Raw genomic sequence first — 25368 nt, 5'->3', positions numbered from 1 at the left:
GGACCTGCACGGTCCCTGTGGGAGCGGGCGTGCCCGCGAATGGGCCGCAAAGCGGCCCCTGTCAGCGCCAGCGTGCGAGCACGTCGGGCAGCTGCGACAGGCGCCGGATCTCGGCATCCGGGGCCTGCTCGCCAGCCCAGGCCTTGCCCTGCGGGTTGAACCAAACCGCGCGCAGCCCGGCGCGCTGGGCACCGGCAATGTCGTCAGCCGGGTGATCACCAATGTGCACCGCCGCACCGGCGTCCACCTCGCCACGCCGCAAGGCCTCCAAAAACGGCGCCGGGTCCGGCTTGCCAATGCCCAGGTCCTCGGCACACAGGGCAAAGCGGAAGTAATCCGCCAGCCCCAGCCGGCTGACGTCGGCATTGCCATTGGTGACAACGCCCAGGGTGTACTGATGCCGCAGGATCTCCAGCATTGGCTGCACCTCGGGGAAGATCTGCACCTGGTGGCGAGCATGCAGGAACACCTCGAAGCCTTCATTGGCCAGGTCCTGTGCGTGTTTCTCGCTGTAGCCGACCTCTTCCAGGGCATGGAACAGTACCCGCCGGCGCAGGGCACTGATGCGGTGTTTCAGGCCGGGCTCGGCCTGCACCAGGCGTTCGCGGATGGCGAACAGGTGTTCCACCGGCACCCCGCCCAGGAGGGGGGCGTTGGCTTCGAGCCAGTCGCGCAGCACGACTTCCGCACTGGCAATCACTGGCGCGGTGTCCCACAGGGTGTCGTCGAGGTCGAAGGTGATCAGCTTGATGCTCATGAGTCTGTGCCTTTGCTGCGTTTGGCCCGGGGGTGGGCGCTGTCGTACACCGCCGCCAGGTGCTGGAAGTCCAGATGGGTATAGATTTGCGTGGTGCTGATGTCGGCATGGCCGAGCATCTCTTGCACTGCGCGCAGGTCCTGGGACGATTCCAGCATATGGCTGGCGAAGGAATGACGGAGCATGTGCGGGTGCAGGTGTTGGCCCAGTTCACGTTCACCCACGGCCTTGACCCGCTGCTGTACGGTACGGGGGCTGATGCGGTTGCCCTGGCGGGTGATGAACACGGCGCGGTCGCGCGGGTTGCCGATGCCGCGCAGGCGGTACCATTCCTTCAGCGCTTCGCGGGCCTTGCGGCCGACCGGTAGCACCCGCGCCTTGCCGCCTTTGCCCAGTACCTGCACCAGGCCGGCGGCAAGGTCCAGGTGATCCAGGTCGAGGTTGGTCAGCTCAGACAGGCGCAGGCCCGAGGAATAGAACAGCTCCAGCATGGCCTGGTCACGGCGGGCAATGAAGTCGTCGTCCACGCCGCCATCGAGTAGCTGCAGCGCACGGTCGGTGTCCAGCACCTTGGGTAGCTTGCGCTCGCCCTTGGGGGCGCTCAAGCCGGCGGCAGGGTCGTGCTGGCACAGGCCTTCGCGGTTCAGGTAACGGTACAGGCCGCGTACAGCGGACAGCAGCCGCGCCAGGCTGCGCGAGGCCTGACCATGGTGATGCAGGCGGGCGACCAGCTGACGCAACTGCTGAATCTGCAGCGCTTGCCAGTCGGCAATACCGTGCTCCTTGCAATAGGCAATGACCTTGTCCAGGTCGCGACGGTAGCCCAGCAAGGTGTGCTCCGACACCTGGCGCTCACTGCGCAGGTGTGCGCAATAAGCCTCCAGCTGGCGTTCCATCAGCGTACCGAACGCAGGGTCTGGGTCACCCGTGGCACGACACGGCCGAGCACTTCGGCGATGTAGCCGAGGAACAGCGTGCCGACGCTGCTCTTGTAGTGTTGCGGGTCTCGGCTACCGATTGCCAGCACCCCATGCAACCCCTGGTACTCCAGCGCGGCCACGGCGCTGGAGCCGACCTCGCGGCGCTGTTCCTCGCCGAACAGGAAGGCCAGTTCATGTTCGCGCAGGTTGCCGCTGACCGTCTTGCCACCGCCCAACAGGGCACCGATGGCCTGTTGGGCCTCGGCATTGCTGACCCAGCGCCCCACGGGGGCAACGTTGTCACCGAACAGGATCAGGCTGACAAAGGGCACCTGAAACTCCTGGCGCAGGCTGTCTTCGACGGCCATGACCACTTCTTCCAGGCTACCGGCATCAAGCAGGTCGAGGATCAGCCGGCGCGTCTTGTCGAACAGCCGGTCGTTGTCACGGGCCACGTCCATCAGTTGTGACAGGCGGTGGCGCATCTCGATGTTGCGGTCGCGCAGCAGCTTGAGCTGGCGCTCGACCAGCGACACGCTGTCGCCGCGCTGGTGCGGAATACGCTGTTCGATCAGCAACTCGTCGTGCTCGCTGAAGAAGGTAGGGTGGGCGCGCAGGTAGGCGACCACCGCCTCGGCATCGAGCTCGGCGGACTGCTGGGGTACAACCTTGGGCTGATCGGTCATGGCGGTTACTCGCTTAGAGACGAACCTGTCCTTCGTAGACGCGTACGGCCGGGCCGGTCATCACCACGGGCTTGCCGGGGCCGGCCCATTCGATGTGCAGGCGGCCACCTGGCAGGTCGAGGGATACCGGGGAGTCCATCCAGCCCTGGCTGATCGCCGCCACGGCGGCGGCGCAGGCGCCGGTGCCGCAGGCCTGGGTTTCGCCCGCGCCGCGTTCCCACACGCGCAGGTTGGCCCGGTGGCGGTCGATGACCTGAAGGAAGCCGGCATTCACCCGCTGCGGGAAGCGTGGGTGGTTTTCGATCTTCGGGCCCAGTTCATGCACGGGGGCAGTACGCACGTCGTCGACACGCAGCACGGCATGCGGGTTACCCATGGACACGGCGGCAATCGAATGCAGCTGGCCGTCGACTTCCAGTGGGTAGTTCAGCGCCTGCGCGTCGGCGACGAAGGGGATTTCGGCAGGGGTGAAGCGCGGTGGGCCCATGTCGACACTCACCTGGCCGTCGTTTTGCACGTCCAGCACGATGATGCCGCTCTTGGTTTCCACGCGGATGCGTTTTTTCGCGGTCAGGCGCTTGTCCAGCACGAAACGGGCGAAGCAGCGCGCACCGTTGCCGCACTGCTCCACTTCGGAGCCGTCGGCATTGAAGATACGGTAGCGGAAGTCCACTTCCGGGTTGTTCGGCGCCTCGACGATCAGCAACTGGTCGAAGCCGATGCCGGTGTGGCGGTCACCCCATTGCTTGGCGTGCTTGGGCTGGATGTGGGCGTGCTGGCTGACCAGGTCCAGGACCATGAAGTCGTTGCCCAGCCCATGCATCTTGGTAAAACGCAGTAGCATGGGCTTACTCCGGCAGCAGGCTTTCGCCAGCGTACAGTTCGGCGATGGTCTCGCGGCGGCGTACTTCGAACGCCTGGTCACCGTCAACCAGGATTTCGGCGCATCTACCACGGGTGTTGTAGTTGGAGCTCATGACAAAACCATAGGCGCCCGCCGACTCGACAGCCAGCAAATCACCTTCGGCCAGGTCGAGGAGACGGTCTTTGCCGAGGAAGTCGCCGGTCTCGCAGATCGGCCCGACCAGGTCATAGGCACGGCCTTCACCGCCACGCGGCTTGACCGCGCTGACGCCCATCCAGGCCTGGTACAAGGCCGGGCGGATCAGGTCGTTCATCGCCGCATCGATGATGGCGAAGTCCTTGTGTTCGGTGTGCTTGAGGTATTCCACGCGGGTCAGCAACACGCCGGCATTGGCCACGATATAGCGGCCAGGCTCGAACACCAGGGCCAGGTCGCGGTCGCCAACGCGCTCGCGGATGGCCTTGATGTAGTCGGCCACCAACGGCGGCTGTTCGTCACGGTAGCGCACCCCGACCCCGCCGCCCAGGTCCAGGTGGCGCAGGTGAATGCCGCACTCGGCCAGGCGGTCGACCAGCACCAGCAGGCGGTCGAGCGCGTCGAGGAACGGGTCGATGGTGGTCAGCTGGGAGCCGATGTGGCAGTCGACACCGACCACTTCAAGGTTCGGCAACTGTGCCGCACGCACGTAGATGGCTTCGGCGTCGGCAATGGCGATGCCGAACTTGTTTTCTTTAAGGCCAGTGGAGATGTAAGGGTGAGTACCGGCGTCCACGTCCGGGTTGACCCGCAGCGATACCGGGGCAACCTTGCCCATTTCGGCGGCTACCACCTGCAGGCGCTCCAGCTCGTCAGTGGACTCCACGTTGAAGCAGTGCACACCCACTTCCAGGGCACGGCGCATGTCTTCGCGGGTTTTCCCCACGCCGGAGAACACCACGCGGTCAGCGCGGCCACCGGCCGCCAGCACACGCTCCAGCTCGCCGCCGGAGACAATGTCGAAACCTGCACCCAGGCGTGCCAGCACGTTCAGCACGCCGAGGTTGGAGTTGGCCTTGACCGCAAAGCACACCAGGTGCTCGGCGCCTTGCAGGGCGTCGGTGTAGCTGCGGTACTGGGCCTCGATGTGAGCGCGCGAGTACACGTAGGTAGGCGTGCCATGGCGTTCGGCGATGGCCGACAGGGCTACACCCTCCGCGAACAGCTCGCCGTCGCGGTAGTTGAAAGCGTTCATCTGGTTTCCTTTACTCCGCAGGCGACTGCTCGGGCTCGGGCTCGGACTCGGGCGCTGGCGGCTGCTCCTGAACCGCGGTCGGCTTGGCTTTCGACGAGTGCTGGTGCGACTTGTGCGCTTTAGCGTTATCGCCGTCGTCCGGCAGATACAGCGGGCCTTTCTGGCCGCAGGCCGAAACGAGGCAGGCAACAGCGACCAGCGCCGCGAAGGAGGAAATCAGGCGCTTCATGGGTGAAATCCTTAGAAAATGCAGTATTGCGCCCGAGTATACCGAGCGACCGGCGGCTTGCCTATGCAAGGGCCGGTCCGCCGGGCGGGCAGCAGACGCGGCAAGCTTCAAGCTTCAAGCGGCAAGAAAAAGCGATCGGGTGTAGGCTGGGCTTTTTCTTGCGGCTTGTAGCTAGCAGCTTGCGGCTGGCGCGTTGCGCCCGTATCTTCCCCGGCTTGCCTGTAATGCCGCCAATTTCGAGGTTCCTGCAATGAGTTTGAGTGAAGCGCGTTTCCACGATCTGGTCGACGCGACCCAACAGGCCCTGGAAGACCTGTTCGACGAGAGCGGCCTGGACCTGGACATGGAGAATTCCGCTGGCGTGCTCACCGTCAAGTTCGAAGGCGGCGCCCAGCTGATCTTCAGCCGTCAGGAGCCGCTGCGCCAACTGTGGCTGGCTGACCGTTCCGGTGGTTTCCACTTCGACTACGACGAAGAGAGTAATAAGTGGGTCTGCGAAAAGAGCGAAGAGCTGCTGGGCGAAATGCTCGAGCGCATCGTCTGGGAGCGGGCTGGCGAGAAGCTGGACTTCGACGAGATCTGACATGAGCAGCGCCCAGCCACGGCCACCCAAGCCGTTGTACAGCAACGTCAGCCCCGCGGTGCCATCACCCTGCATCAGCGTCTGCCGGCTCGACGAGCAGCGTGTCTGCACCGGTTGCCACCGGCATGTCGAGCATATTCGCTAGTGGCGCTCGGCCGATGACGAGCGGCGCCGGCAGATCTGCCGCGAGGCACAGGTCCTGCGTGCGCAGGCAAAGGCATACTGACCGCAGGGGCTTGAGTATTTGCCCGTCTGTGGTAGTGTCGGGTTCTGCGTCGATGACGCCAAAGCCTTTTTAAACCCCGCCCTTGGGCGGGGTTTTGCTTTATTTGTGCATTGAAAATTGCCTGTTCAAAGGAGTCTGACTGGATCATGAGCACCAAGCCTTCCCTTATCCTCACCCGATTGGACGTACAGCGTCTGGAGCGTCTGATCGAGAACCTCGACGAGAGTACGCCGGGTGTGTTCGCCCTGCAGGAGGAGCTGGACCGTGCCGCACAGGTCGTCGGTCATGAGGAAGTACCCGCAGGCGTGGTGACCATGAACTCGCGCGTGCACTGCCGTGAGGAAGCCAGCGGCAAGGACTACCACCTGACCCTGGTGTACCCGAAGGATGCCGGGGCGGAAGGCAAGGTTTCGGTGCTGGCGCCAATTGGCTGCGCTTTGCTGGGGTTGTCGGTGGGTGAACAGATCGACTGGCCGGCGCCGGGGGGCAAAACCCTCAAGCTGAAACTGCTGGAAGTCGAGTACCAGCCTGAAGCGGCGGGTGATTTCGACCTCTGAGGCCTGGGCCGCCATGCGGCCCATGTTGGAGCAGCCCGGTCATTGGCACAGCACCTGCTCCAACCCCTCGTTCAATGCCTGCTCCAGCACCCGCTTGTAGCTCAGGTAAACCTGCGTTGCCCCCAGCCGGTCATCCAGCAGCTCGGACAAATCCAGGTCGGTGATATAGCACCGGTACTTCCCGGCCCCGCGCCGCTGGCCAATGATCTGCCGCGCCACTACCGCATACAGCTGCGGCCCATGCTCCAGCTCGGAAAACTCCTGCTGGTCGCAGTACAGTGTCACATGCGCAGCACCCCCTACACCGGCCTGGATGATGGCCTGCACTTCATAGTAAGGCTGGTGACTGCCCTCCTGCGGCGCCACGCGCGGTTCGATGCTGCGGGCCTTGCCCGGGCCACCAGGCAGTAGCTGCGCGTACTGGATATCCAGGGCCGCCTGCCCAAGGTCATCCAGCGGCAGGCGAGCCTCGCGGCGCATCACCACCGAGCGCAAAAAGCGCTGCAGCGGCAACAGCAGGTGCGCCTCGTCATGCAGCGGCAGGCGCTGTTGCCATAACGCGTTGCATTCATCCAGCACGTACAGCTCGGCCCATTCGTCCTGCAGGCGGTAGAACACCTGAATGCACGCCGGCCGGCCCTGCTCCAGCACCAGGCGCAGGTCGTGATCTTGCAGGGCGTTGGCGTCCAGGTACAACGGGCTGTAGACGCTGCGTTCTTCGCCCAGGTAGGCCAGCAGGGCATCGTGCTCGGCCAGGGTGCTCAGGCTGACATGCCCCGGTTGCAGCTCCAGCACATGGGTGTGTTGGGCGACCTGTAGCAGGTAGCGGTGCTGCAGGCCCTGGGCTTGCAACAGCTGCACGGTGTCGAAGATCTCTTCCACCCGTTGGCTGATGGCCTGTGCGCGGCTCGGGCAGAAGCAATGCACCCGTACCCGCGGCCGGTGGCCATGCGCCAACGGGCTGTTGAGAAAGTCACGCAGGCAGCGCACCAGCGCGTGTTCGCCGTCAAAGCGCTGAACCAGCACTTCGTTCCAGCTGTTCAGGGTGACCTGGTCCAAGGTCAGCACCAGGTTCTCCCGCACCCCGGCATAGCTCAGTGAGTCGGTGCGCTCGGTGGTCATCAGGATGTTCAGGTCGCGGTGGTGGCGCAGTGGGTCGATGGCCACGTTGACCAGTAGCAGCACTTCATCGGCAACGCTGGGTTGCAGCAGGCGCACCTCACTCACGGTCGGCAAGGGCAGGGGGATGCATTGCTGCAGGCAACCGAGCAGGTTGACCAGCTCGAACTCGCTCAGGTCACTGACACCTGGGTGCAGCGCCAAGCGCGTGCCGCTGTCGATGACCCCGTTGCGATGGGCCCAGGCCAGCAGCTCCAGCAGCTCGCGGCAGCGTTTTATCGGGTTGAAGTACTCGACGTCATGAGAGTTCAGGTTGCCGCTGTACAGTTCCCAGTGGTAGTTACCTGGTTCCTTGCGGTTAGGTAACTGAATCAGGGTGAGGGTGTCTTCGGCGAGGTCCGGAGCGATACCCGGGTTGATCACCTCGACCTTGCCGGCACGGCGCTCGAAGGCCGCATACAGGCGCCTGCCCAGTACGTTGAGCTCGCGTTGGTCGGCACGGCTGCTGGCGTTCCGGGTGCGTGCGAACTGGCCAAGGAAGCGATAGCTGTGGTTCAGCTCGGCCACCAGTTCGCGGCGCTCCACGGCAACCTGCTGGACTTTCCATTGGCTGCGGCTGTCCAGTATCGCCAGCTGGCGCTCATCCCACCCCCACTGGTCAGCCAGGCGCTGAAGCAAACGGCGCTGCCAGCCATTGCTACGGTTCTGGTCGCTGAGCTTCTTGTTCACCTTCAGGTACAGGCTGCGCCGTACCCGTTCCAGGCGCACAGGCTCGCCCTTTTGCAGCAGGTAGCGTTCGATGCGCCGGTAGACCATGACATACGGGTCCAGCTCGTCCAGGTCCAGCTGGTTGGCGAACACTGCCTGCTTGTAGTCCAGGCTCAGGCAGCGCACGCCAGGGTATTCACTGGCGTAGGCCTCGGTCAGCAGCAGTTTGAGCAGCGACTTGTAGGGTGAGTCGATGCCTTTGAACAGTTGCCACAGGCCGGCACCAATGAACTCGCCGGGCGGAATGTGCGCCAGGTTGCCCAGGTCGAGCACATCCTGGCTGCGGATAAAACGCTTGGCCAGCAGGGTCTGGGTATAGGCCTGGTAATTGCCTTCTTCGTAGACCGGCACCAGCCACCACAGCGGCGTACGCCCGGCCAGCCACACGGTTGTGCGGTAGAACTCGTCCAGCAGCAGGTAATGCTGGGTAGTCCCGCAATTGTCTGAGCCAAGCTGACCATCACGCTGGCCCTGGGCAAACCCTTGGGTGTCGATCAGGAAAAAGTGTGCCTCTGCGCCCAGGCTGGCCGCCCAGGTTTCCAGCAGTTGGCACTTGCGGCGCAGCTCTTCGAGCAACGGCTCGGGCAAGCCGGGGGCGTGGCATACCCACACGTCCATGTCGCTGTGCTCGGCCTGCGCCAGCGAGCCCAGGCTGCCCATCAGGAACAGGCCGTGTATCGGCCGTGGCGGGTTGCCGTGCTGGGCCTTGTAGGTGAATGAGCGGGCCAGGCGCTGGGCTTCTGCGACCAGCTCGCTACCGGGCTCGTAGCCCGAGACGCCTGCGGGGGTGCTGCCCGAGACGTAACCCGGCAATAGCGGGTGGTTCACGTGAAACAGCAAGGGCAACAGCAGCAGCACTTGTTGCTGACGTGTCGACAGGCCCTCCATTGCCCGCTGCAGCCGAGCCTGGTTCAGGTGCAGGAAACGCGCGCGCAGTGTCGCCAGGACTTTGCGGTCGATGCCTTGGTCCAGGTCGGGGCGGATTTCGTGGGGGTGGTTCATTGCGCGCTCGGGCAGGCCAGTGAAGCTGTGGCGAGTTTAGCCTGAGTAACAGGGGCGGATAAGCGCTAATTGGAAGATTGGCGCCATTTTTCCAGCGCGCCGGCCGGTTCCGGCTTTTGCCGTGCATGAGGCATCATGAGCACATTGAGCTGATGAAGAGATTATCCGATGCGTGTATGGATCGATGCCGATGCCTGCCCCAAGGCAGCCAAGGATCTGATCGTCAAGTTCGCCCTCAAGCGCAAGTTCGAGGCGGTGATGGTGGCGGGCCAGGCAGTGGCCAGGCCTGCGTTTGCGATCGTGCGGTTGATCGTGGTGCCCAGTGGCATGGATGCGGCCGACGATTATCTGGTCGAGCATGCCGTGCCGGGCGAGCTGGTGATCTGTAGTGACGTGCCGTTGGCCGACCGCCTGGTCAAGAAGGGCGTGGCAGTGCTGGACCCACGCGGGCGCGAGTTCGACGAGCGCAACATGGGTGATCGGCTGGCCGCGCGCAACCTGTTCACCGATTTGCGCGAGCAGGGCCAGGTCGGGGGAGGGCAGGCGGCTTATGGGGAGCGCGACAAGCAGGCGTTCGCCAATGCGCTGGACCGGATCATTTCGCGACTATCGAGGGCCTGAAGTGTAACGCGACCCATTTGTGGGAGCGGCCTTGTGTCGCGAAAGGGGCGCGAAGCGGCCCCGGCAATTTATGCGGCGAAGCTCAAATCCTGGGGCCGCTTCGCGCCCCTTTCGCGACACAAGGCCGCTCCCACATTGATCGGCGTACGCAGGCCTTTGGCCGCGCGGGATTCTGGGCTGCGCGTAGGCGGGCCTTACTCGTGGGTCAGCTCCAGCACCCGGTCCACCAGCTTGTTGATGCCACCAGCCGCCTCGCTGATCGACTTGGCCTCCATGTAAGCCGGGGTCGTCACCAGCTTGCGTTGGGTATCTTCGACGATGTCGTGCACGTCGCATTCTTCATGGGTGCCGCCCATCTTCACCACTGCCGCCGCAGTATCCGCGTCGCTGCCAATGGTGCAGACCACCCCCGGCCCGTAGATCTTCGCCGCCAGCGCCGGCGAAATGCAGATCAGGCCAACCGGCTTGCAGGCAGCGGCAAAGGCTTCGGCCAGGGCCAGCACGTCTGGGTTGACGCTGCAGTTGGCGCCTTCCACGGCGAAGTTGGACAGGTTCTTCGCCGCCCCGAAGCCACCCGGCACGATCAGCGCATCGAAGTCTTCGACCTTGGCCTCGCGAATGTCCTTGACCTCGCCCCGGGCAATGCGCGCCGATTCCACCAGCACGTTGCGCGACTCGGGCATCTCCTCGCCGGTCAGGTGGTTGATCACATGCATCTGCGCAATGTTCGGCGCGAAGCACTGCACTTGCGCGCCGCGCTGGTCCAGGCGCAGCAGGGTGATCACGCTTTCGTGAATTTCGGCGCCGTCGTACACGCCACAGCCGGAAAGAACCACCGCTACTTTTTTAGTCATGTTTGAAGCTCCAGTGTTGTGTCGCGCCTGGGAGATCGAGCGCTGCCTGCGCGGCGCATTGCGAGCGGGCGCTCGCCGGGTTGGTTTTCAGGGCCAGTCATGCTTGTGACAGGCACGCGGCCGCCTTGTTCGTCCGGCAACCCGACACGCTGTGTGCAACCCGATGCGCCGCAGTGGTGCTTCGGGGTCACTGCTGGTCGCGCTGTTCGCCCGCCGCCTGGGCGGCGGCCTTGCGCTCTGCGCGCAGGGCACGGAAGCGACGGCGCAGCCACAACAGCACGCCCAGCCCCAGCAGGGCGGCCAACACCCATAGTTCGTACCGCTTGACGTTGCCCAGCAGACCTTCGAGGATGGCGCCGAAGTGATAGGCCGCCGCACCCAGGGCAATGGCCCAGATCGCTGCGCCAATGCCGTTCAGCAGCAGGTAGCGGCGTGGCGGATAGCCCGACAGGCCAATGGCCACGGGCATGACCGTGCGCAGGCCGTAGACGAAGCGGAAACTCAGTACCCAGATGTCGGGGTGGCGGCGAATGTGGGCGAGCGCCCGGTCGCCCATCGCCTGCCAGCGCGGCTTGCGGGCCAGAATCTTGCGGCCGTGGCGCCGGCCCATGAAATACCACAACTGGTCGCCGGCATAGCTGCCGAAGAACGCTACCAGGCACACCAGGTTGATGTCCATGTAACCGCGGAATGCAAGGAATCCTGCAAGCACCAGGATGGTCTCGCCTTCGAAGAAGGTGCCTAGAAAAAGGGCAAAGTAGCCGAAATCCTGCAGGAATTGTTGAAGCATTTTCTGAGGTGCTGGCGAAATGAACGCGCAGCCTACCCCTTCGCGGGCATTCGGGAAAGTGTCCAAATGTGTCTCCACATGAACAATTCCTACACCACATTGCCATAGCCACGCGTCATGGCTTGCCCTGCCATGTCACACAGGCGTCATAATGGGCGCTTATCTTGCCGCTCAATCGATGATAGGGCGTTAACGTCCTCAGGAACGTCAGATGAATAATGAAGTGCTTAGCCCTGTCGCGATCAAGGATGCCCAGGAGCTCCCCGAAGAGATGCTGCAGACCCCGCCAGACCTGCCGCCGGCCACCGCGCCGGAAGCCGGGCAGGCGGCCGAGCCTGCCGCCCCGGTGCCTGCGCCGCCGCCGGCCCCGGCAATCGCGGTGCCTGGCCTGGACGACAGCAGCCTGTACATTCATCGCGAACTCTCGCAGTTGCAGTTCAATATTCGTGTGCTGGAGCAGGCGCTGGACGAGAGCTACCCACTGCTGGAGCGGCTCAAGTTCCTGCTGATCTTCTCCAGCAACCTTGACGAGTTCTTTGAAATCCGGGTGGCCGGCCTCAAGAAGCAGATCAATTTTGCCCGCGAACTGGCCGGCGCCGACGGCCTGCAGCCGCACCAGGCACTGGCGCGCATCAGCGAGCTGGTGCACCTGGAAGTCGACCGGCAATACGCCATTCTCAACGACGTGCTGCTGCCGGAGCTGGAAAAACACCAGATCCGCTTCATTCGCCGCCGTTACTGGACACCCAAGCTCAAGACCTGGGTACGCCGCTACTTCCGCGACGAAATCGCCCCGATCATCACCCCCATCGGCCTCGACCCGACCCACCCGTTCCCGCTGCTGGTGAACAAAAGCCTGAACTTCATCGTCGAGCTGGAAGGGGTGGACGCGTTCGGCCGTGATTCGGGCCTGGCGATCATCCCTGCCCCCCGCCTGCTGCCGCGGGTGATTCGCGTGCCGGAAGAAGTCGGTGGCCCGGGTGCCAACTATGTGTTCCTGTCGTCGATGATCCACGCGCATGCCGACGACCTGTTCCAGGGCATGAAGGTCAAGGGTTGCTACCAGTTCCGCCTTACCCGTAACGCCGACCTGGCACTGGACTCCGAAGAGGTTGACGACCTGGCCCGCGCCTTGCGCGGCGAGCTGTTCTCGCGCCGCTACGGCGATGCCGTGCGCCTGGAGGTCGCCGACACGTGCCCGAAACACCTGTCGGACTACCTGCTCAAGCAGTTCAGCCTCAGCGAAAGCGAGCTGTACCAGGTCAATGGCCCGGTCAACCTCACGCGCCTGTTCAGCATCACCGGCCTGGACAGCCACCCGGAGCTGCAATACACGCCGTTCACGCCGGCGATCCCCAAGCTGCTGCAGAACGCCGACAACATCTTCAGCGTGATCGGCAAGCAGGACATCCTGCTGATGCACCCCTTCGAGTCCTTCACCCCGGTGATCGACCTGCTGCGCCAGGCCGCCAAAGACCCGCACGTGCTCGCCGTGCGCCAGACCCTTTACCGCTCCGGGGCCAACTCGGAAATCGTCGATGCCCTGGTGGATGCAGCGCGAAACGGCAAGGAGGTCACCGCGGTGATCGAACTGCGTGCGCGTTTCGACGAAGAGTCCAACCTGCAGATGGCCAGCCGCCTGCAAGCGGCGGGTGCGGTGGTGATCTACGGCGTGGTCGGTTTCAAGACCCACGCCAAGATGATGCTGATCCTGCGTCGCGAGCACGGCGAGATCGTGCGCTACGCCCACTTGGGTACCGGCAACTACCACGCCGGTAACGCCCGCCTGTACACCGACTACAGCCTGCTGACCTCAGACGACGCCCTTACCGAGGACGTTGGCAAGCTGTTCAGCCAGCTGATCGGCATGGGCAAGACCCTGCGCATGAAAAAGCTGCTGCACGCGCCGTTTACCCTGAAGAAGGGCATGCTCGACATGATCGCGCGGGAAACCCAGTTCGCCCTCGACGGCAAGCCGGCGCACATCATCGCCAAGTTCAACTCGCTGACCGACGCCAAGGTGATCAAGGCGCTGTACAAGGCCAGCCAGTCTGGCGTGAAGATCGACCTGGTGGTGCGTGGCATGTGCTGCCTGCGCCCAGGTATTCCGGGGGTTTCGCACAATATCCAGGTGCGCTCGATCATCGGTCGCTTCCTGGAACACACGCGGGTGTTCTACTTCCTCAATGGCGGCGAAGAGCAGATCTACCTGTCCAGCGCCGACTGGATGGAGCGCAACCTCGACAAGCGTGTCGAGACCTGCTTCCCGGTCGAAGGCAAGAAGCTGTTGCTGCGGGTGAAGAAAGAGCTGGAAGGCTACCTGACCGACAACACCCATGCCTGGACCTTGCAGCCCGACGGGCGCTACGTGCGTAGCACCCCAACCGGCAACCAGAACCCGCGCAGCGTTCAGGCGACCCTGCTGGAGCGCCTGAGCAACCCGGTCCTCAACGTACGCTGAGGACGAAGCCGACCCGGGTCAGCCACTCCGCCTCGTTGGCGAAGTCGGCCTGGGTCAGCTGGTTCTGTTCCAGCCAGCCTTCAGGGAAGGCGATGTCGAGGCTTTCCCCGGCAGCCTTGAGCTGGACCTTCGGCATCTGCTGGTTGCCACGGATGTGGTGGAACAGGATGGCGAAGCGCAGCAGCACGCACAGGCGCAGCAGTTTCACGCCTTCCTCTCCCAGTTCGGCAAACTTGTCCTTGGGAATGTTGCGGCGGTGGCCGCGTACCAGCAAGGCCATCATCTGCTGGTCTTCGCGCGAGAAGCCCGCCAGGTCGGAGTGTTCGATCAGGTAGGCGCCATGCTTGTGATAGTGGTAGTGGGCGATATCCAGGCCGATTTCATGCACTTTGGCTGCCCAGCCGAGCAGATCGCGCCAATTTCCATCCTTCAACCCCCATGCATCCGAGACCTGGTCGAAGGCGTGCAAAGCCTTGCGCTCTACGCGCGCTGCCTGGCCCTGGTCGACGTGGTAACGCTCCATCAGTGAGTTCAGGGTGCGTTCGCGCACATCTTCATGGTGGTGGCGGCCTAGCAGGTCGAACAGCACGCCTTCGCGCAGCGCGCCGTCGCAATGGTCCATGCGCTGCAGTTCCAGGGCATCGAAGATGGCTTCCAGAATTGCCAGGCCGGCCGGGAAGATGGTACGGCGGTCCGGCTTGATGCCTTCGAAGTCGATCTTGTCGACGTCGCCCAGCTTGAACAGCTTGCGCTTGACCCAGGCCAGGCCCTCGGCGTTGACCTCACCGTTGCCCAGGCCGCCGTCCTTGATGGCGGCAGCGATGGCACGGATGGTTCCGGACGAGCCGATGGCCTCGTCCCAGGTCAGGCGGTGCAGGGCGTTTTCGATGCTCATCAGCTCCAGGCGCGCGGCGGTGTAGGCCTGGGCGTAGCGGGCCGGCGTGATCTTGCCGTCGCGGAAGTAGCGCTGGGTGAAGCTGACGCAACCCATTTGCAGGCTTTCACGCAGCAGCGGCTCGAAGCGCTGGCCAATGATGAACTCGGTGCTGCCGCCGCCGATGTCGGCGACCAGGCGTTTGCCGGGGGTGTCGGCCAAGGTGTGGGACACACCCAGGTAGATCAGGCGCGCCTCTTCGCGGCCGGAGATGACCTCGACCGGGTGCCCGAGGATGGCTTCGGCACGCTGGATGAATTCGTTGCGGTTGCGCGCTTCGCGCAGGGCATTGGTACCGACGATGCGCACCGAGCCAGCCGGCATGCCGTGGATCAGTTGGGAAAAGCGCTTGAGGCAGTCCAGGCCCCGCTCCATCGCCTCTTCACTGAGCTTGCGCTCTTCGTCGATGCCGGCGGCAAGCTGAACCTTCTCGCCGAGCCGCTCGAGGATGCGGATTTCGGTATGGTGGGCCTTGGCCACGACCATGTGGAAGCTGTTGGAGCCAAGGTCGATGGCGGCGATCAGAGACAGGTTCTTCGCGATGTTGTGCGGCATGCTGTGTGTTCTCGGTCGTTAACCCGGCAATCGTGCCACGATAGCAGGCTGTCGCCAACGCGTGACATGCCAGGCCTTGATGCAAGGCAATGTGCCATTCGATGCTATGACACGCAGATGACAGTTTCGATTCGTGGCGTCTTGCCCAACTATAGTTACACTCAATCGACCGCAGCTTCCTGTAGAGCGTGGGTGCGGCTATCATGGGCCACGTTTTTTTGCTTACGACCCTGGAGATATCCATGAGCAGCGATCTGATCAAACATGTCACCGATGCCACCTTCGAAGCCGAAGTCCTGGAGGCTCAAGGCCCGGTGCTGGTCGACTACTGGGCTGAATGGTGCGGCCCGTGCAAGATGATCGCGCCGGTACTGGACGACATCGCTTCCACCTACGAGGGCAAGCTGACCGTCGCCAAGCTGAACATCGACGATAACCAGGAAACCCCGGCCAAGCATGGCGTGCGTGGCATCCCGACGCTGATGCTGTTCAAGAACGGCAACGTCGAAGCCACCAAGGTGGGCGCGCTGTCCAAATCCCAGCTGGCCGCGTTCCTCGACGCCCACCTGTGATGTGAAAAGGCCCCGCGAATGCGGGGCTTTTCTTTTTCAGAGCACTAGACGCAGAAAAAAGCAAGTGTTACATTCGGCCTCGCACTGCTTCTCCAGTGCCTTCTACATGCCGTCGCCGAAGCATCCCCAATTCGAATCAGTACGCGATCCTGTCGCCATCTAGCGGCGCGGCTTCATTAAGCCAAAGCTTAATTCTCCCTTCTTACATGATTACGTCATTCCCCTTATGAACCTGACTGAACTCAAGCAAAAGCCGATTACCGATCTTTTGGAAATGGCCGAACAGATGGGCATCGAAAACATGGCCCGTTCGCGCAAACAGGACGTGATTTTCGCCCTGCTGAAAAAGCACGCGAAAAGCGGCGAAGAGATCTCCGGTGATGGCGTGCTGGAGATTCTCCAGGATGGTTTCGGTTTTCTGCGTTCGGCTGATGCGTCCTACCTGGCCGGCCCTGACGATATCTACGTCTCGCCCAGCCAGATCCGCCGTTTCAACCTGCGCACCGGCGACACCATCGTCGGCAAGATCCGCCCACCGAAAGAAGGGGAGCGTTACTTCGCGCTGTTGAAGGTCGACACCATCAACTTCGACCGCCCGGAAAACGCCAAGAACAAGATCCTGTTCGAAAACCTGACGCCGCTGTTCCCGAACAAGCGCCTGAAGATGGAAGCCGGCAACGGTTCCACCGAGGACTTGACCGGCCGCGTCATCGACCTGTGCGCCCCGATCGGCAAAGGCCAGCGCGGCCTGATCGTTGCTCCGCCAAAAGCGGGCAAGACCATCATGCTGCAGAACATCGCGGCGAACATCACCCGTAACAACCCCGAGTGCCACCTGATCGTTCTGCTGATCGACGAGCGCCCGGAAGAAGTGACCGAAATGCAGCGTACCGTGCGCGGCGAAGTGGTTGCCTCTACCTTCGACGAGCCGCCAGCGCGCCACGTGCAGGTTGCCGAAATGGTGATCGAGAAGGCCAAGCGCCTGGTCGAGCACAAGAAAGACGTGGTGATCCTGCTGGACTCCATCACCCGCCTGGCGCGTGCCTACAACACCGTGATCCCGAGCTCTGGCAAGGTACTGACCGGTGGTGTCGACGCCCACGCCCTGGAAAAGCCGAAGCGCTTCTTCGGTGCGGCACGTAACATCGAGGAAGGCGGTTCGCTGACCATCATCGCCACCGCGCTGGTCGAAACCGGCTCGAAGATGGACGAAGTGATCTACGAAGAGTTCAAGGGCACCGGCAACATGGAGCTGCCGCTGGACCGCCGCATCGCCGAGAAGCGCGTGTTCCCGGCCATCAACATCAACCGTTCCGGTACCCGCCGCGAAGAGCTGCTGACCGCCGACGACGAATTGCAGCGCATGTGGATCCTGCGCAAGCTGCTGCACCCGATGGATGAAATCGCCGCCATCGAATTCCTGGTCGACAAGCTCAAGCAGACCAAGACCAACGACGAGTTCTTCCTGTCGATGAAGCGCAAGTAAGCGTTTCCAGACCGGAACTGAATGGGGCCGCTTCGCGCCCCTTCGCGGGCACGCCCGCTGCCACAGGTTCAGTGTGATCCATGTGGGAGCGGGCGTGCCCGCGAAGGGGCGCGAAGCGGCCCCACTGCATTTTTGCCCCCAAACAAACCCCGAACGGCGCTACACTCTGCACCCCCGACCGATACGGCCAATACGAGGCTCCCGCATGCAGTATCGCGACTTGCGCGACTTCATCCGTGGCCTGGAACAGCGCGGCGAGCTCAAGCGCATCCAGGTTCCGATCTCCCCCGTCCTGGAAATGACCGAGGTCTGCGACCGCACCCTGCGTGCCAAAGGCCCGGCGTTACTGTTCGAAAACCCCACAGGCTTCGACATCCCGGTGCTCGGCAACCTGTTTGGCACCCCAGAGCGCGTGGCCATGGGCATGGGCGCCGAGTCGGTCGATGAACTGCGGGAAATCGGCAAATTGCTGGCGTTTCTCAAGGAGCCCGAGCCGCCGAAGGGCCTGAAGGACGCCTGGTCGAAGCTGCCGATCTTCAAGAAAGTCGTGTCGATGGCGCCGAAAGTGGTCAAGGACGCGGTCTGCCAGGAAGTGCTGGTCGAGGGTGACGACGTCGACCTTGGCTCGCTGCCTATCCAGCACTGCTGGCCTGGCGACGTGGCGCCGCTGATCACCTGGGGCCTTACCGTGACCCGCGGGCCGAACAAGGACCGCCAGAACCTGGGTATCTACCGGCAGCAGGTGATCGGCCGCAACAAGGTCATCATGCGTTGGCTCAGCCACCGGGGCGGTGCGCTCGACTACCGCGAATGGTGCGAGAAGAACCCGGGCCAGCCTTTCCCGGTTGCGGTCGCCCTGGGCGCAGACCCGGCAACCATCCTGGGCGCCGTGACGCCGGTACCGGACACACTCTCCGAATATGCCTTTGCCGGCCTGCTGCGCGGCAACCGCACCGAACTGGTGAAGTGCCGCGGCAGCAACCTGCAGGTGCCGGCCACCGCCGAAATCATCCTGGAAGGCGTGATTCACCCTGGCGAAATGGCCCCCGAGGGCCCGTATGGTGACCATACCGGCTACTACAACGAAGTGGACAGCTTCCCGGTGTTCACCGTCGAGCGCATCACCCACCGGCTCAAGCCGATCTACCACAGCACCTACACCGGTCGCCCGCCTGATGAGCCGGCTATTCTCGGTGTCGCGCTGAACGAAGTGTTCGTGCCGATCCTGCAAAAGCAGTTCCCGGAGATCACCGACTTCTACCTGCCGCCGGAAGGTTGCTCGTACCGCATGGCGGTGGTGACCATGAAGAAGCAGTACCCCGGCCATGCGAAGCGCGTGATGTTGGGTGTATGGTCGTTCCTGCGACAGTTCATGTACACCAAGTTCGTTATTGTCACCGATGACGATATCAACGCCCGGGACTGGAACGATGTGATCTGGGCAATCACCACACGCATGGACCCCAAGCGTGATACGGTGATGATCGACAACACCCCGATCGACTACCTGGACTTCGCGTCGCCGGTTTCGGGGTTGGGGTCGAAGATGGGCCTGGATGCCACGCACAAGTGGCCAGGCGAGACTACACGCGAATGGGGGCGGGTCATCGTCAAGGACGAAGCCGTCACCCGGCGTATCGATGAGCTGTGGGATCAGTTGGGAATAGATTGATGCAGGTAACGTTGCAGCCGTCCGGGGCGGTGCTGGCGCTCGAACCCGGGGAACGGATCCTGGATGGAGCGCGGCGGCTGGGCTATGACTGCCCGAACAGCTGCCGCAATGGCAATTGCCATGTCTGCGCCGCGTTGTTGGTCGAGGGCCGGGTCCGTCAGGACGGCGAAATCCGCGACCATGGCGAGTTGTTCACCTGCATTGCCGAACCGCTGGAGGACTGCGTGTTGCTCTGGGATGGTGTGCTCGCCCTGGGCGAGTTGCCTGTGCGCAAGCTGGCGTGCAGCGTGAGTGAATGCGTTGACGTCGGTGGCGACGTGTGGCGGGTGCGCTTGCGTGCTCCGGCGGGCAAACCCCCGCGTTACCACGCCGGGCAGTACCTGATGATCGAGCGTGAGGGCGGCAAGCAGGCGGCCTTCTCGCTGGCGTCTGCGCCGCACGGCGGGCGTGAACTGGAGCTGCACGTACTGGCGCGCGAGCCTAGTGCCCAGCAACTGATCGAGCAGCTCAGGCGCGACGGCCTGGCGCGTATCGAAATGCCGTTTGGCGACACCCACCTGGCCGAGTTGCCCGAGAGCCCGTTGGTATTGATTGCCGCCGGCACCGGCATGGGCCAGATGCACAGCCTGGTCGAGCATTGCCGCGCCAAGGGCTTCCAGTACCCGGTGCACCTGTACTGGGGGGTGCGTCGGCCTGAAGATTTTTACCAGATCGAGCATTGGGACGAATGGCAGCGCCTGCCCAACCTGTACCTGCACCAGGTGGTCAGCGATCTGTGCGGCTGGGAAGGGCGGTGCGGTATGTTGCATGAAGCCGTTTGCGAGGACATCGCCGACCTCAATACTGTGCATGTGTATGCCAGTGGCTCGCCAAACATGATCTACGCCACACTCGACGCCTTGGTCGAAGCCGGCATGGATGCGCACCGTATGCGTGCCGATGTATTTGCCTATGCCCCACGTGGCTAATAACCCAAGTTGGCAAGTCAGGTTATAAGGCGGTAATTGTTACCGCCTTGATTAATAACTTTCCCTGTTGTTGAAACAATCATTTCCAGTCGTCGGCTGCGCGCATGAAACCTGGCTACGAGGGCTTGAGTATTCCTGCGGTTCTGACCTATGGTTAGTGCAAGCGCCTTGGTATAGAGGCCTTGGCGCTTAACCTCATCGAATTTCGCTACATCCGTAGTTCACAGGAATCCTGGCGGCAGCTTATGTCGGCACTTGAAAGCATGTCGTGGAAAGTTTCATATCCACCGACACTCGACTTTGGTCAGCAACATACGCACGAACAGTTGTTCAACTCCATGAAGACGACCATGTCTCGGCACCCGGGTGGGCCGGTGTGGCTGTTTGCCTATGGCTCGTTGATCTGGCGCCCCGAGTGCAATTCGGTGGAGCGCCAGCGCGCACGCGTACATGGTTATCACCGGGGGCTCTACTTGTGGTCGCATGAGCATCGCGGCACCCCGGAAACCCCCGGGCTGGTATTCGGCCTGGACCGTGGCGGGTCCTGCAGTGGCTTTGCCTACCGGCTGGATGAAAGCAACCTGGACGACTCGCTCATGGCCCTGTGGCAACGTGAGATGCCTTACCCGGCCTATCGGCCGCATTGGCTCAACTGCCGGCTGGGCGATGGCACCAAGGTGCAGGCGCTGGGCTTTGTGCTGGAGCGGCATTTACCCTGCTATGCCGGCGATCTGCCGGATACCTTGCTCAGCCATATCCTGGCCAGCGCCAAAGGGCGCTACGGCACCACCCGCGACTATGTCGAACAGACCTTGCAGGCCCTGCGCAGCCACCAGATGCCTGATCGCAACCTGGAGGCGCGGTTCCGCCGTTGCCATAACCCGCGCGAGGTTTGATCAGCCTGTGCCGGCCTATTCGCGGGCACGCCCGCTCCCACAGGAATCCATGCTTTTTGAACCTGTGGGAGCGGGCGCGCCCGCGAAAAGGCCGGAACTGCTGATGAAGATCTAAAGCCTTACCTGGCCAGCACCACCAACTTACCCACAGCCTGCCGCTGCCCTAGTTTCTCAATGGCAGCCCCGGCCTCGGCCAGTGGATAAGTCTGCGACACCAGCGGCTTCAACTTGCCTTGGGCATGCCAGGCAAACAGCTGCTGGAAGTTGGCCGCATTGTCCTGCGGCTGGCGCTGGGCAAACGCACCCCAGAACACCCCAAGCACCGCCGCGCCTTTGAGCAGCACCAGGTTGGCTGCCAGCTGTGGAATGGTGCCACTGGCGAATCCCACCACCAGCAACCGGCCATTCCAGGCCAGCCCGCGTACCGCCTGCTCGAACAGCTCGCCACCGACCGGGTCGTAGATCACGTCCACCCCCTGGCCGTTGGTCAGGCGCTTGATTTCCTCGCGCAGGCTGGACTGGCTGTAGTCGATCAGTTCATCTGCCCCGGCTGCCTTGGCCACCGCCAGTTTTTCGGCATTGCTGGCGGCCGCGATGACGCGGGCCCCCATGGCCTTGCCGATCTCCACCGCCGCCAGGCCGACGCCACCGGACGCGCCCAGCACCAACAAGGTCTCACCCGCTTGCAATTGGCCACGCTGGCGCAGGGCATGCATCGAGGTGCCATAGGTCATGCCAAACGCCGCTGCCGTGGTGAAGTCCATGCTCGCCGGGATCGGCAGCACGTTGTAGAACGGCACTGCCACCTGCTCGGCAAACGCCCCCCAGCCGGTCAGCGCCATGACCCGGTCACCGACCTTGAAGGCGCCGGCCTTTTCCCCGACCGCGGCTACCACACCGGCCGCCTCACCACCGGGGGAGAACGGCAGCGGTGGCTGAAACTGGTACTTGCCTTCGATGATCAGCGTGTCAGGAAAGTTGACCCCGGCCGCCTGCACGTCCAGCAGGATTTCGTTCTTCTTCGGCAGTGGGCTGGCGACTTCTTCCAGCACCAGGTTGCCCGCCGGGCCAAGGGTTTTGCACAACACAGCTTTCATTGGGGCTATTCCTTTGCGGGTCGTGGCCGATAAGTGTAGGAGGGCGGTGTACCGGGTCAACGAGCATGGCCCGCCCTGATGGGCAGGCATAAGCGGCGGCGTGAGCCTGGGCTTGGGTTTGCGCGCAGCGCTGGGTAAGCTGGCGCCAATTGGAATGAGGAGCGAATTCGTGAAAGCGTGGATCTTGATGGTACTGGCGCTGTTGCTGCCAACTGCGGCCATGGCCGAAGAAGCCAAGGAGGGTGCCCCCAAGGTTGCCTACATCACCCTGAGCCCGCCTTTTGTCGGCAACTATGCCCTGGATGGCGGCCCCCGCCTGCGGGTGTACAAGGCCGATGTGGCCCTGCGTGTGACCGGTGATGAAGCCGCCAAGGCCGTTCAGCACCACGAACCGCTGATCCGTAACCAGCTGGTGGCGCTGTTCACCCAACAGACTGTCGACAGCATGAGCAATGTCGAGGCCAAGGAGCACCTGCGCCAGGAGGCACTGAAACAGGTGCAGCAGGTGATGGAAGCCGAAGAGGGCAAGCCGATCGTTGAGGACCTGCTGTTCAACAACCTGATCGTGCAGTAAACGGCGCCGCTGGCGCGCGGTTTCAGCGCAACGCGACAATCACCGCCCATTGCTCGGCGGTTACCGGCATGACCGACAGGCGGCTGCCCTTCTGCACCAGCGGCAGTTCGGCCAGGCCGGCCTGCTGCTTCAGCTGGCCCAGCTCCAGTACCCGTGGCAGGGTTTGCACATGCGCCACATCCACTGCGCTCCACGGGTTCTTCTCGGCTGTGGCCTTGGCATCATGGTATGGGCTTTGCGGGTCCAGGGCAGTCGGGTCGGGGTAAGCCGCACGAATGATTTCGCCAATACCGGCGATGCCAGGCTGCGGGCAGCTGGAATGGTAGAAAAAGAACCTGTCACCCTCGCTCATGGCCCGCAGGAAATTACGCGCCTGGTAATTGCGCACGCCGTCCCAGCGCGCTTCGCCCAGGCGCCCCAGCGCTTCGATGGAGAGTTCGTCGGGCTCGGATTTCATCAGCCAGTAGGCCATGCGTGTCGCTCCTGAAAAGGTTTGTAATAACCTGTTGCACGAAACCGACAGCCGGTTGGCGTCAAGGTTTGCTTGCTGACGCAGGTTGTCGGAAAATGCGCCCCGTTTAATGCGCGATGCTCCGGCGGCACTCAGAAAGCCGCCGAGCCTGAACAGTTTGCCTTGGGGGGCAATCTTCCATGTATCAACGTAAAAAACCGGATCTGCTGTGGGTCCTGGTGTTTATTTTTGGCCTGGGTGTGGTCACTACCGGTTATGCGCAAGGGCTATGGGAGCGCAAGCTGGACAACGCCTACCAAACGTCGGCAGACGCCAGCCAGCCACAACGTTGATGCCCCCTGCTGGCGCCGATTACCGCGGCGCCAGGTACCAGCCACGGTCCGAGACCGTGCCCTGCAACGGTACGTCCCAACTGGCCTGCGCCAGCCGCTCGACCTTCTGGCACTCATGCGCCAAGCCCAGCAGCAACGGTTTTTTCCAGCTTTGCCGGCGCCCCTGGTAGGCCAGGCTGCGGTCATAGAAGCCGCCACCCATGCCCAGGCGCCCGCCCACCTCATCAAAGCCCACCAGCGGTAACAGAATCAGGTCCAGTGCCCAGATGGGCCGTTGGCGTTTGCGCTCGATAACCGGTTCAGGGATACGGAAACGGTTGGGTCGCAGTTTTTCCCCTGGCTCGAAACGCTGGAACACCATGCGCGTGCGCGGCCAGGCATGCAGTACCGGCAGGTAGGTGCGCTTGCCGCGGCGCTGGGCTTCACGCAATAACAGGCGCGGGTCTATCTCGCCGTCGTTGGGCAGGTACAGGGCAATGTGCCTGGCGCGGCGGAACAGGGGGTGTTGGGCCAGTTGCCGATACAGCCCACGGGCCGCCTGGCGTTGCTGGGCGGGGGCGAGGGCGCGACGGGCATTGCGCAGCAAACGGCGAAGCTGAGGGCGGGTAAGCGGCGCGGTGTCGGTCATGGCACAGGCGATCCCAGGGGTGCTGGCCGCCAGACGCGGCACAAACGAATTGCCCGCCACAGGGGGCGGGCAAGGAATTCAGGCTCCCCGATAAGACCGCTATCGGTGTAGCCCTTGAACCCGAAAGTTCAAGGTGGAGATTGCAGGGGGCGTTAAGGCTTTCCGTCGGGCGGACATGCACACCGGCCCCAGCGTGCAACCCCCGTGGTTGTGCGTATCGGCTCAGGGACATAACCGACTGGCGCATCCCCCAGGGAGTGGCGCCAGTATACCAATCTCAGCCGATTTTGGTATCCGTGTCGTCGGACAAAGCCTTGTCTACCCGATCCAGCAGGTCGCGCACCTGTTCGCGGTTGGTGCCGCTGACGGGCGCCGCGCTGCGGTCTTCCTGGCGGTGCAGCATCTCGTGGGTGATGTTCAACGCGGCCATGACGGCAATGCGGTCGGCGCCGATCACCTTGCCGCTGCTGCGGATCTCGCGCATCTTGCTGTCCAGGTAGCGGGCTGCGCTGACCAGGTTGTTGCGCTCTTCCGGCGGGCAGATGATCGAGTAGTCCTTGTCGAGGATCTGCACGGTGACGCTATTGCTTGAACTCATGAGTCTTGCTCCAGAGCCTTGAGGCGTAAAATCATCGACTCGACCTTGCGCTTGGCTATCTCGTTTTTTTCGATGAGGTGGGCGCGCTCTTCGCGCCAGGACTTTTCCTGAGCTACTAGGAGTGCATTTTGCCGTTTTAGTTGCTCGACACGTTCGATCAGCAGCTCGAAACGGCTCATCAGTGCCTGCAGGTCGTTCTCTTGCGTGGGTTGCACTCGATTCGCTCCGTCGTTCGGTCACCTGGCGATGATGCCTCTCCCTGGGTGGCGACGGCCAGTGCCGATGGTCTTGGCGCGCCTGCCGGTGCTAGGATACAAGGCCTCATTCTAGTCATTTGCGCCGTCTGGCGCCTAGCTGCCCATGCCCAATACCCAATCGCCCTACATCGCTTTCGCCATGCTGCTGTCCAGCAATGGCCACCCTGTCACCCCGGCCGAACTGCACGGCCTGCTGATTGGCCGCAGCTGCGCCGGTGCCGGCTTCGATGCCGACGGCTGGCTGGCCGACGCGGCCCAACTGCTGGAAACCGAGCCCGGTGACACCGTGCGTAACGCCCTGGTTGGCCTGCAGGAAATGGTCAAGGGCGAGCTCACCAGCGACGACATGGCCATCGTTCTGCTGCTGCCTTCCGACGATGCCGCGCTGACCGACCGCGCCACCGCGCTGGGGCAGTGGTGCCAGGGCTTCATCACCGGCTTCGGCCTGAACGCCGGCGGCAAGGACTTGTCCGACGAGGCCAAGGAAGTGCTGCAGGACCTGGTGGCCATTTCCCAGGTGCAGGAAGCCCTCGAAGAATCCGAGGACGGCGAGAGCGACTACATGGAAGTCATGGAGTACCTGCGCGTTGCGCCGCTGCTGCTGTTCTCCGAGCTGGCCAAGCCTTCCGCACCCGCGCCCAAGCCATCGCTGCACTGA

Annotated in this window: 27 protein-coding genes, 1 other RNA gene and 1 pseudogene; 13 read left to right on the top strand and 16 right to left on the bottom strand. The window is 63.1% G+C overall.

Annotation, left to right across the window (positions count from 1 at the left end):
• Nucleotides 1–61 precede the first annotated feature (61 nt).
• The 6 genes from DMX12_RS15860 to DMX12_RS15835 are packed head-to-tail and all read right to left on the bottom strand — an operon-like array spanning nucleotide 62 to nucleotide 4688.
• Nucleotides 62–757: an HAD family hydrolase gene (locus DMX12_RS15860; protein ID WP_009681645.1), complete on the bottom strand. Its 696-nt coding sequence runs from the start codon at nucleotides 755–757 to the stop codon at nucleotides 62–64.
• The gene (xerC, locus tag DMX12_RS15855) at nucleotides 754–1653 is read right to left on the bottom strand and encodes a tyrosine recombinase XerC (RefSeq protein WP_110678582.1); all 900 of its coding nucleotides are present in this window, start codon (nucleotides 1651–1653) and stop codon (nucleotides 754–756) included. Before xerC ends, DMX12_RS15860 begins: the two co-directional genes overlap by 4 nt.
• The gene (locus DMX12_RS15850) at nucleotides 1653–2363 is read right to left on the bottom strand and encodes a DUF484 family protein (RefSeq protein ID WP_009681647.1); all 711 of its coding nucleotides are present in this window, start codon (nucleotides 2361–2363) and stop codon (nucleotides 1653–1655) included. Before DMX12_RS15850 ends, xerC begins: the two co-directional genes overlap by 1 nt.
• Nucleotides 2364–2376: 13 nt before the next feature.
• A complete protein-coding gene (gene dapF, locus DMX12_RS15845; RefSeq protein ID WP_009681648.1) occupies nucleotides 2377–3207 on the bottom strand; it encodes a diaminopimelate epimerase in 831 nt (276 codons plus the stop codon).
• Between the two features lie 4 nt (nucleotides 3208–3211).
• Complete coding sequence (gene lysA, locus DMX12_RS15840) at nucleotides 3212–4459, bottom strand: diaminopimelate decarboxylase (RefSeq protein ID WP_110678580.1); 1248 nt, start codon at nucleotides 4457–4459, stop codon at nucleotides 3212–3214.
• A 10-nt stretch (nucleotides 4460–4469) separates the two neighbouring features.
• Nucleotides 4470–4688: a lipoprotein gene (locus DMX12_RS15835; RefSeq protein WP_110678578.1), complete on the bottom strand. Its 219-nt coding sequence runs from the start codon at nucleotides 4686–4688 to the stop codon at nucleotides 4470–4472.
• A 250-nt stretch (nucleotides 4689–4938) separates the two neighbouring features.
• Between DMX12_RS15835 and cyaY the strand changes: the two genes are divergently transcribed.
• The 3 genes and pseudogenes from cyaY to rnk all read left to right on the top strand — a co-directional run bounded on the left by cyaY (nucleotide 4939) and on the right by rnk (nucleotide 6054).
• Entirely contained in the window at nucleotides 4939–5271 is a 333-nt protein-coding gene (gene cyaY / locus DMX12_RS15830; protein ID WP_029887574.1) for an iron donor protein CyaY, read from the top strand.
• Nucleotide 5272: 1 nt separating this feature from the next.
• Nucleotides 5273–5497, top strand: a pseudogene (locus tag DMX12_RS15825) (DUF1289 domain-containing protein).
• Between the two features lie 146 nt (nucleotides 5498–5643).
• Nucleotides 5644–6054: a nucleoside diphosphate kinase regulator gene (rnk, locus tag DMX12_RS15820; RefSeq protein WP_110678576.1), complete on the top strand. Its 411-nt coding sequence runs from the start codon at nucleotides 5644–5646 to the stop codon at nucleotides 6052–6054.
• Between the two features lie 39 nt (nucleotides 6055–6093).
• Here rnk and DMX12_RS15815 read toward each other — a convergent pair whose 3' ends face one another.
• On the bottom strand, nucleotides 6094–8943 hold the full coding sequence (locus DMX12_RS15815) for a class I adenylate cyclase (RefSeq protein ID WP_110678574.1): 2850 nt from the start codon (nucleotides 8941–8943) through the stop codon (nucleotides 6094–6096).
• A 168-nt stretch (nucleotides 8944–9111) separates the two neighbouring features.
• Here DMX12_RS15815 and DMX12_RS15810 point away from each other — a divergent pair, with 168 nt between their 5' ends.
• Nucleotides 9112–9564, top strand: a complete 453-nt coding sequence (locus DMX12_RS15810; protein ID WP_110678572.1) for a YaiI/YqxD family protein — start codon at nucleotides 9112–9114, stop codon at nucleotides 9562–9564.
• A gap of 194 nt (nucleotides 9565–9758) precedes the next feature.
• On the opposite strand, the gene elbB is transcribed toward DMX12_RS15810, so the two are convergent.
• Nucleotides 9759–10418: an isoprenoid biosynthesis glyoxalase ElbB gene (gene elbB / locus DMX12_RS15800; protein WP_054911892.1), complete on the bottom strand. Its 660-nt coding sequence runs from the start codon at nucleotides 10416–10418 to the stop codon at nucleotides 9759–9761.
• A gap of 187 nt (nucleotides 10419–10605) precedes the next feature.
• On the bottom strand, nucleotides 10606–11208 hold the full coding sequence (locus tag DMX12_RS15795; RefSeq protein WP_009681657.1) for a DedA family protein: 603 nt from the start codon (nucleotides 11206–11208) through the stop codon (nucleotides 10606–10608).
• 211 nt (nucleotides 11209–11419) lie between these two features.
• Between DMX12_RS15795 and ppk1 the strand changes: the two genes are divergently transcribed.
• On the top strand, nucleotides 11420–13669 hold the full coding sequence (ppk1, locus tag DMX12_RS15790; protein ID WP_054905404.1) for a polyphosphate kinase 1: 2250 nt from the start codon (nucleotides 11420–11422) through the stop codon (nucleotides 13667–13669).
• Here the strand turns inward: ppk1 and ppx are convergent.
• Nucleotides 13656–15158 (bottom strand): exopolyphosphatase, encoded by a 1503-nt coding sequence (gene ppx / locus DMX12_RS15785; protein ID WP_110678568.1) that lies wholly within the window; start codon nucleotides 15156–15158, stop codon nucleotides 13656–13658. The genes ppk1 and ppx overlap by 14 nt on opposite strands.
• A 242-nt stretch (nucleotides 15159–15400) precedes the next feature.
• Here ppx and trxA point away from each other — a divergent pair, with 242 nt between their 5' ends.
• From trxA to DMX12_RS15760, 5 genes are all read left to right on the top strand, one after another.
• A complete protein-coding gene (trxA, locus tag DMX12_RS15780; protein WP_110678566.1) occupies nucleotides 15401–15730 on the top strand; it encodes a thioredoxin TrxA in 330 nt (109 codons plus the stop codon).
• A 226-nt stretch (nucleotides 15731–15956) separates the two neighbouring features.
• Entirely contained in the window at nucleotides 15957–17216 is a 1260-nt protein-coding gene (gene rho, locus DMX12_RS15775) for a transcription termination factor Rho (protein WP_029886229.1), read from the top strand.
• Nucleotides 17217–17421: 205 nt separating this feature from the next.
• Entirely contained in the window at nucleotides 17422–18888 is a 1467-nt protein-coding gene (ubiD, locus tag DMX12_RS15770; protein WP_110678564.1) for a 4-hydroxy-3-polyprenylbenzoate decarboxylase, read from the top strand.
• Nucleotides 18888–19856 carry a CDP-6-deoxy-delta-3,4-glucoseen reductase gene (locus DMX12_RS15765; RefSeq protein ID WP_110678561.1) on the top strand — a complete coding sequence of 323 codons (969 nt, stop codon included), beginning with the start codon at nucleotides 18888–18890 and terminating at the stop codon, nucleotides 19854–19856. Before ubiD ends, DMX12_RS15765 begins: the two co-directional genes overlap by 1 nt.
• 245 nt (nucleotides 19857–20101) lie before the next feature.
• A complete protein-coding gene (locus DMX12_RS15760) occupies nucleotides 20102–20752 on the top strand; it encodes a gamma-glutamylcyclotransferase (protein WP_009684148.1) in 651 nt (216 codons plus the stop codon).
• Nucleotides 20753–20871: 119 nt separating this feature from the next.
• On the opposite strand, the gene DMX12_RS15755 is transcribed toward DMX12_RS15760, so the two are convergent.
• On the bottom strand, nucleotides 20872–21849 hold the full coding sequence (locus tag DMX12_RS15755) for an NADPH:quinone oxidoreductase family protein (RefSeq protein ID WP_110678559.1): 978 nt from the start codon (nucleotides 21847–21849) through the stop codon (nucleotides 20872–20874).
• Nucleotides 21850–22018: 169 nt separating this feature from the next.
• Here DMX12_RS15755 and DMX12_RS15750 point away from each other — a divergent pair, with 169 nt between their 5' ends.
• Nucleotides 22019–22423, top strand: coding sequence for a flagellar basal body-associated protein FliL (locus DMX12_RS15750; protein ID WP_009684146.1), 405 nt, complete (start codon nucleotides 22019–22021; stop codon nucleotides 22421–22423).
• 22 nt (nucleotides 22424–22445) lie between these two features.
• Here the strand turns inward: DMX12_RS15750 and DMX12_RS15745 are convergent, their stop codons facing one another.
• Nucleotides 22446–22895, bottom strand: coding sequence for an EVE domain-containing protein (locus tag DMX12_RS15745; protein ID WP_009684145.1), 450 nt, complete (start codon nucleotides 22893–22895; stop codon nucleotides 22446–22448).
• A 179-nt stretch (nucleotides 22896–23074) separates the two neighbouring features.
• Between DMX12_RS15745 and DMX12_RS29510 the strand changes: the two genes are divergently transcribed.
• The gene (locus tag DMX12_RS29510; RefSeq protein ID WP_009684144.1) at nucleotides 23075–23227 is read left to right on the top strand and encodes a hypothetical protein; all 153 of its coding nucleotides are present in this window, start codon (nucleotides 23075–23077) and stop codon (nucleotides 23225–23227) included.
• A 19-nt stretch (nucleotides 23228–23246) separates the two neighbouring features.
• Here DMX12_RS29510 and DMX12_RS15740 read toward each other — a convergent pair whose 3' ends face one another.
• From DMX12_RS15740 to DMX12_RS15725, 4 genes are all read right to left on the bottom strand, one after another.
• Nucleotides 23247–23855 (bottom strand): 5-formyltetrahydrofolate cyclo-ligase, encoded by a 609-nt coding sequence (locus DMX12_RS15740; protein ID WP_110678627.1) that lies wholly within the window; start codon nucleotides 23853–23855, stop codon nucleotides 23247–23249.
• 80 nt (nucleotides 23856–23935) lie between these two features.
• Nucleotides 23936–24115, bottom strand: a non-coding RNA gene (ssrS, locus tag DMX12_RS15735) — 6S RNA.
• A gap of 17 nt (nucleotides 24116–24132) precedes the next feature.
• Complete coding sequence (locus DMX12_RS15730; protein ID WP_009684142.1) at nucleotides 24133–24453, bottom strand: cell division protein ZapA; 321 nt, start codon at nucleotides 24451–24453, stop codon at nucleotides 24133–24135.
• Complete coding sequence (locus tag DMX12_RS15725; RefSeq protein ID WP_029886233.1) at nucleotides 24450–24632, bottom strand: TIGR02449 family protein; 183 nt, start codon at nucleotides 24630–24632, stop codon at nucleotides 24450–24452. The genes DMX12_RS15730 and DMX12_RS15725 overlap by 4 nt, the downstream gene beginning before the upstream one ends.
• Before the next feature lie 181 nt (nucleotides 24633–24813).
• Between DMX12_RS15725 and DMX12_RS15720 the strand changes: the two genes are divergently transcribed.
• Nucleotides 24814–25368 (top strand): YecA family protein, encoded by a 555-nt coding sequence (locus tag DMX12_RS15720; RefSeq protein WP_009684141.1) that lies wholly within the window; start codon nucleotides 24814–24816, stop codon nucleotides 25366–25368.

Origin of the sequence: Pseudomonas sp. MB-090624, from assembly GCF_003205245.1 — a bacterium.
Lineage (GTDB): Bacteria > Pseudomonadota > Gammaproteobacteria > Pseudomonadales > Pseudomonadaceae > Aquipseudomonas > Aquipseudomonas juntendi.
This window is presented reverse-complemented; position numbering and strand designations above follow the sequence as displayed.

Bases quoted from the DNA above. Each gene is read 5' to 3' on its own strand.
- ubiD (WP_110678564.1), top strand. From the start codon at position 17,422: ATGCAGTATCGCGACTTGCGCGACTTCATCCGTGGCCTGGAACAGCGC.
- elbB (WP_054911892.1), bottom strand. From the start codon at position 10,418: ATGACTAAAAAAGTAGCGGTGGTTCTTTCCGGCTGTGGCGTGTACGAC.
- DMX12_RS15755 (WP_110678559.1), bottom strand. From the start codon at position 21,849: ATGAAAGCTGTGTTGTGCAAAACCCTTGGCCCGGCGGGCAACCTGGTG.
- DMX12_RS29510 (WP_009684144.1), top strand. From the start codon at position 23,075: ATGTATCAACGTAAAAAACCGGATCTGCTGTGGGTCCTGGTGTTTATT.
- xerC (WP_110678582.1), bottom strand. From the start codon at position 1,653: ATGGAACGCCAGCTGGAGGCTTATTGCGCACACCTGCGCAGTGAGCGC.
- dapF (WP_009681648.1), bottom strand. From the start codon at position 3,207: ATGCTACTGCGTTTTACCAAGATGCATGGGCTGGGCAACGACTTCATG.
- DMX12_RS15720 (WP_009684141.1), top strand. From the start codon at position 24,814: ATGCCCAATACCCAATCGCCCTACATCGCTTTCGCCATGCTGCTGTCC.
- DMX12_RS15740 (WP_110678627.1), bottom strand. From the start codon at position 23,855: ATGACCGACACCGCGCCGCTTACCCGCCCTCAGCTTCGCCGTTTGCTG.
- DMX12_RS15765 (WP_110678561.1), top strand. From the start codon at position 18,888: ATGCAGGTAACGTTGCAGCCGTCCGGGGCGGTGCTGGCGCTCGAACCC.
- DMX12_RS15730 (WP_009684142.1), bottom strand. From the start codon at position 24,453: ATGAGTTCAAGCAATAGCGTCACCGTGCAGATCCTCGACAAGGACTAC.
- lysA (WP_110678580.1), bottom strand. From the start codon at position 4,459: ATGAACGCTTTCAACTACCGCGACGGCGAGCTGTTCGCGGAGGGTGTA.
- trxA (WP_110678566.1), top strand. From the start codon at position 15,401: ATGAGCAGCGATCTGATCAAACATGTCACCGATGCCACCTTCGAAGCC.
- DMX12_RS15860 (WP_009681645.1), bottom strand. From the start codon at position 757: ATGAGCATCAAGCTGATCACCTTCGACCTCGACGACACCCTGTGGGAC.
- DMX12_RS15760 (WP_009684148.1), top strand. From the start codon at position 20,102: ATGTCGGCACTTGAAAGCATGTCGTGGAAAGTTTCATATCCACCGACA.
- DMX12_RS15810 (WP_110678572.1), top strand. From the start codon at position 9,112: ATGCGTGTATGGATCGATGCCGATGCCTGCCCCAAGGCAGCCAAGGAT.
- DMX12_RS15795 (WP_009681657.1), bottom strand. From the start codon at position 11,208: ATGCTTCAACAATTCCTGCAGGATTTCGGCTACTTTGCCCTTTTTCTA.
- rho (WP_029886229.1), top strand. From the start codon at position 15,957: ATGAACCTGACTGAACTCAAGCAAAAGCCGATTACCGATCTTTTGGAA.
- DMX12_RS15835 (WP_110678578.1), bottom strand. From the start codon at position 4,688: ATGAAGCGCCTGATTTCCTCCTTCGCGGCGCTGGTCGCTGTTGCCTGC.
- rnk (WP_110678576.1), top strand. From the start codon at position 5,644: ATGAGCACCAAGCCTTCCCTTATCCTCACCCGATTGGACGTACAGCGT.
- DMX12_RS15725 (WP_029886233.1), bottom strand. From the start codon at position 24,632: ATGAGCCGTTTCGAGCTGCTGATCGAACGTGTCGAGCAACTAAAACGG.
- DMX12_RS15745 (WP_009684145.1), bottom strand. From the start codon at position 22,895: ATGGCCTACTGGCTGATGAAATCCGAGCCCGACGAACTCTCCATCGAA.
- DMX12_RS15815 (WP_110678574.1), bottom strand. From the start codon at position 8,943: ATGAACCACCCCCACGAAATCCGCCCCGACCTGGACCAAGGCATCGAC.
- DMX12_RS15850 (WP_009681647.1), bottom strand. From the start codon at position 2,363: ATGACCGATCAGCCCAAGGTTGTACCCCAGCAGTCCGCCGAGCTCGAT.
- cyaY (WP_029887574.1), top strand. From the start codon at position 4,939: ATGAGTTTGAGTGAAGCGCGTTTCCACGATCTGGTCGACGCGACCCAA.
- ppk1 (WP_054905404.1), top strand. From the start codon at position 11,420: ATGAATAATGAAGTGCTTAGCCCTGTCGCGATCAAGGATGCCCAGGAG.
- ppx (WP_110678568.1), bottom strand. From the start codon at position 15,158: ATGCCGCACAACATCGCGAAGAACCTGTCTCTGATCGCCGCCATCGAC.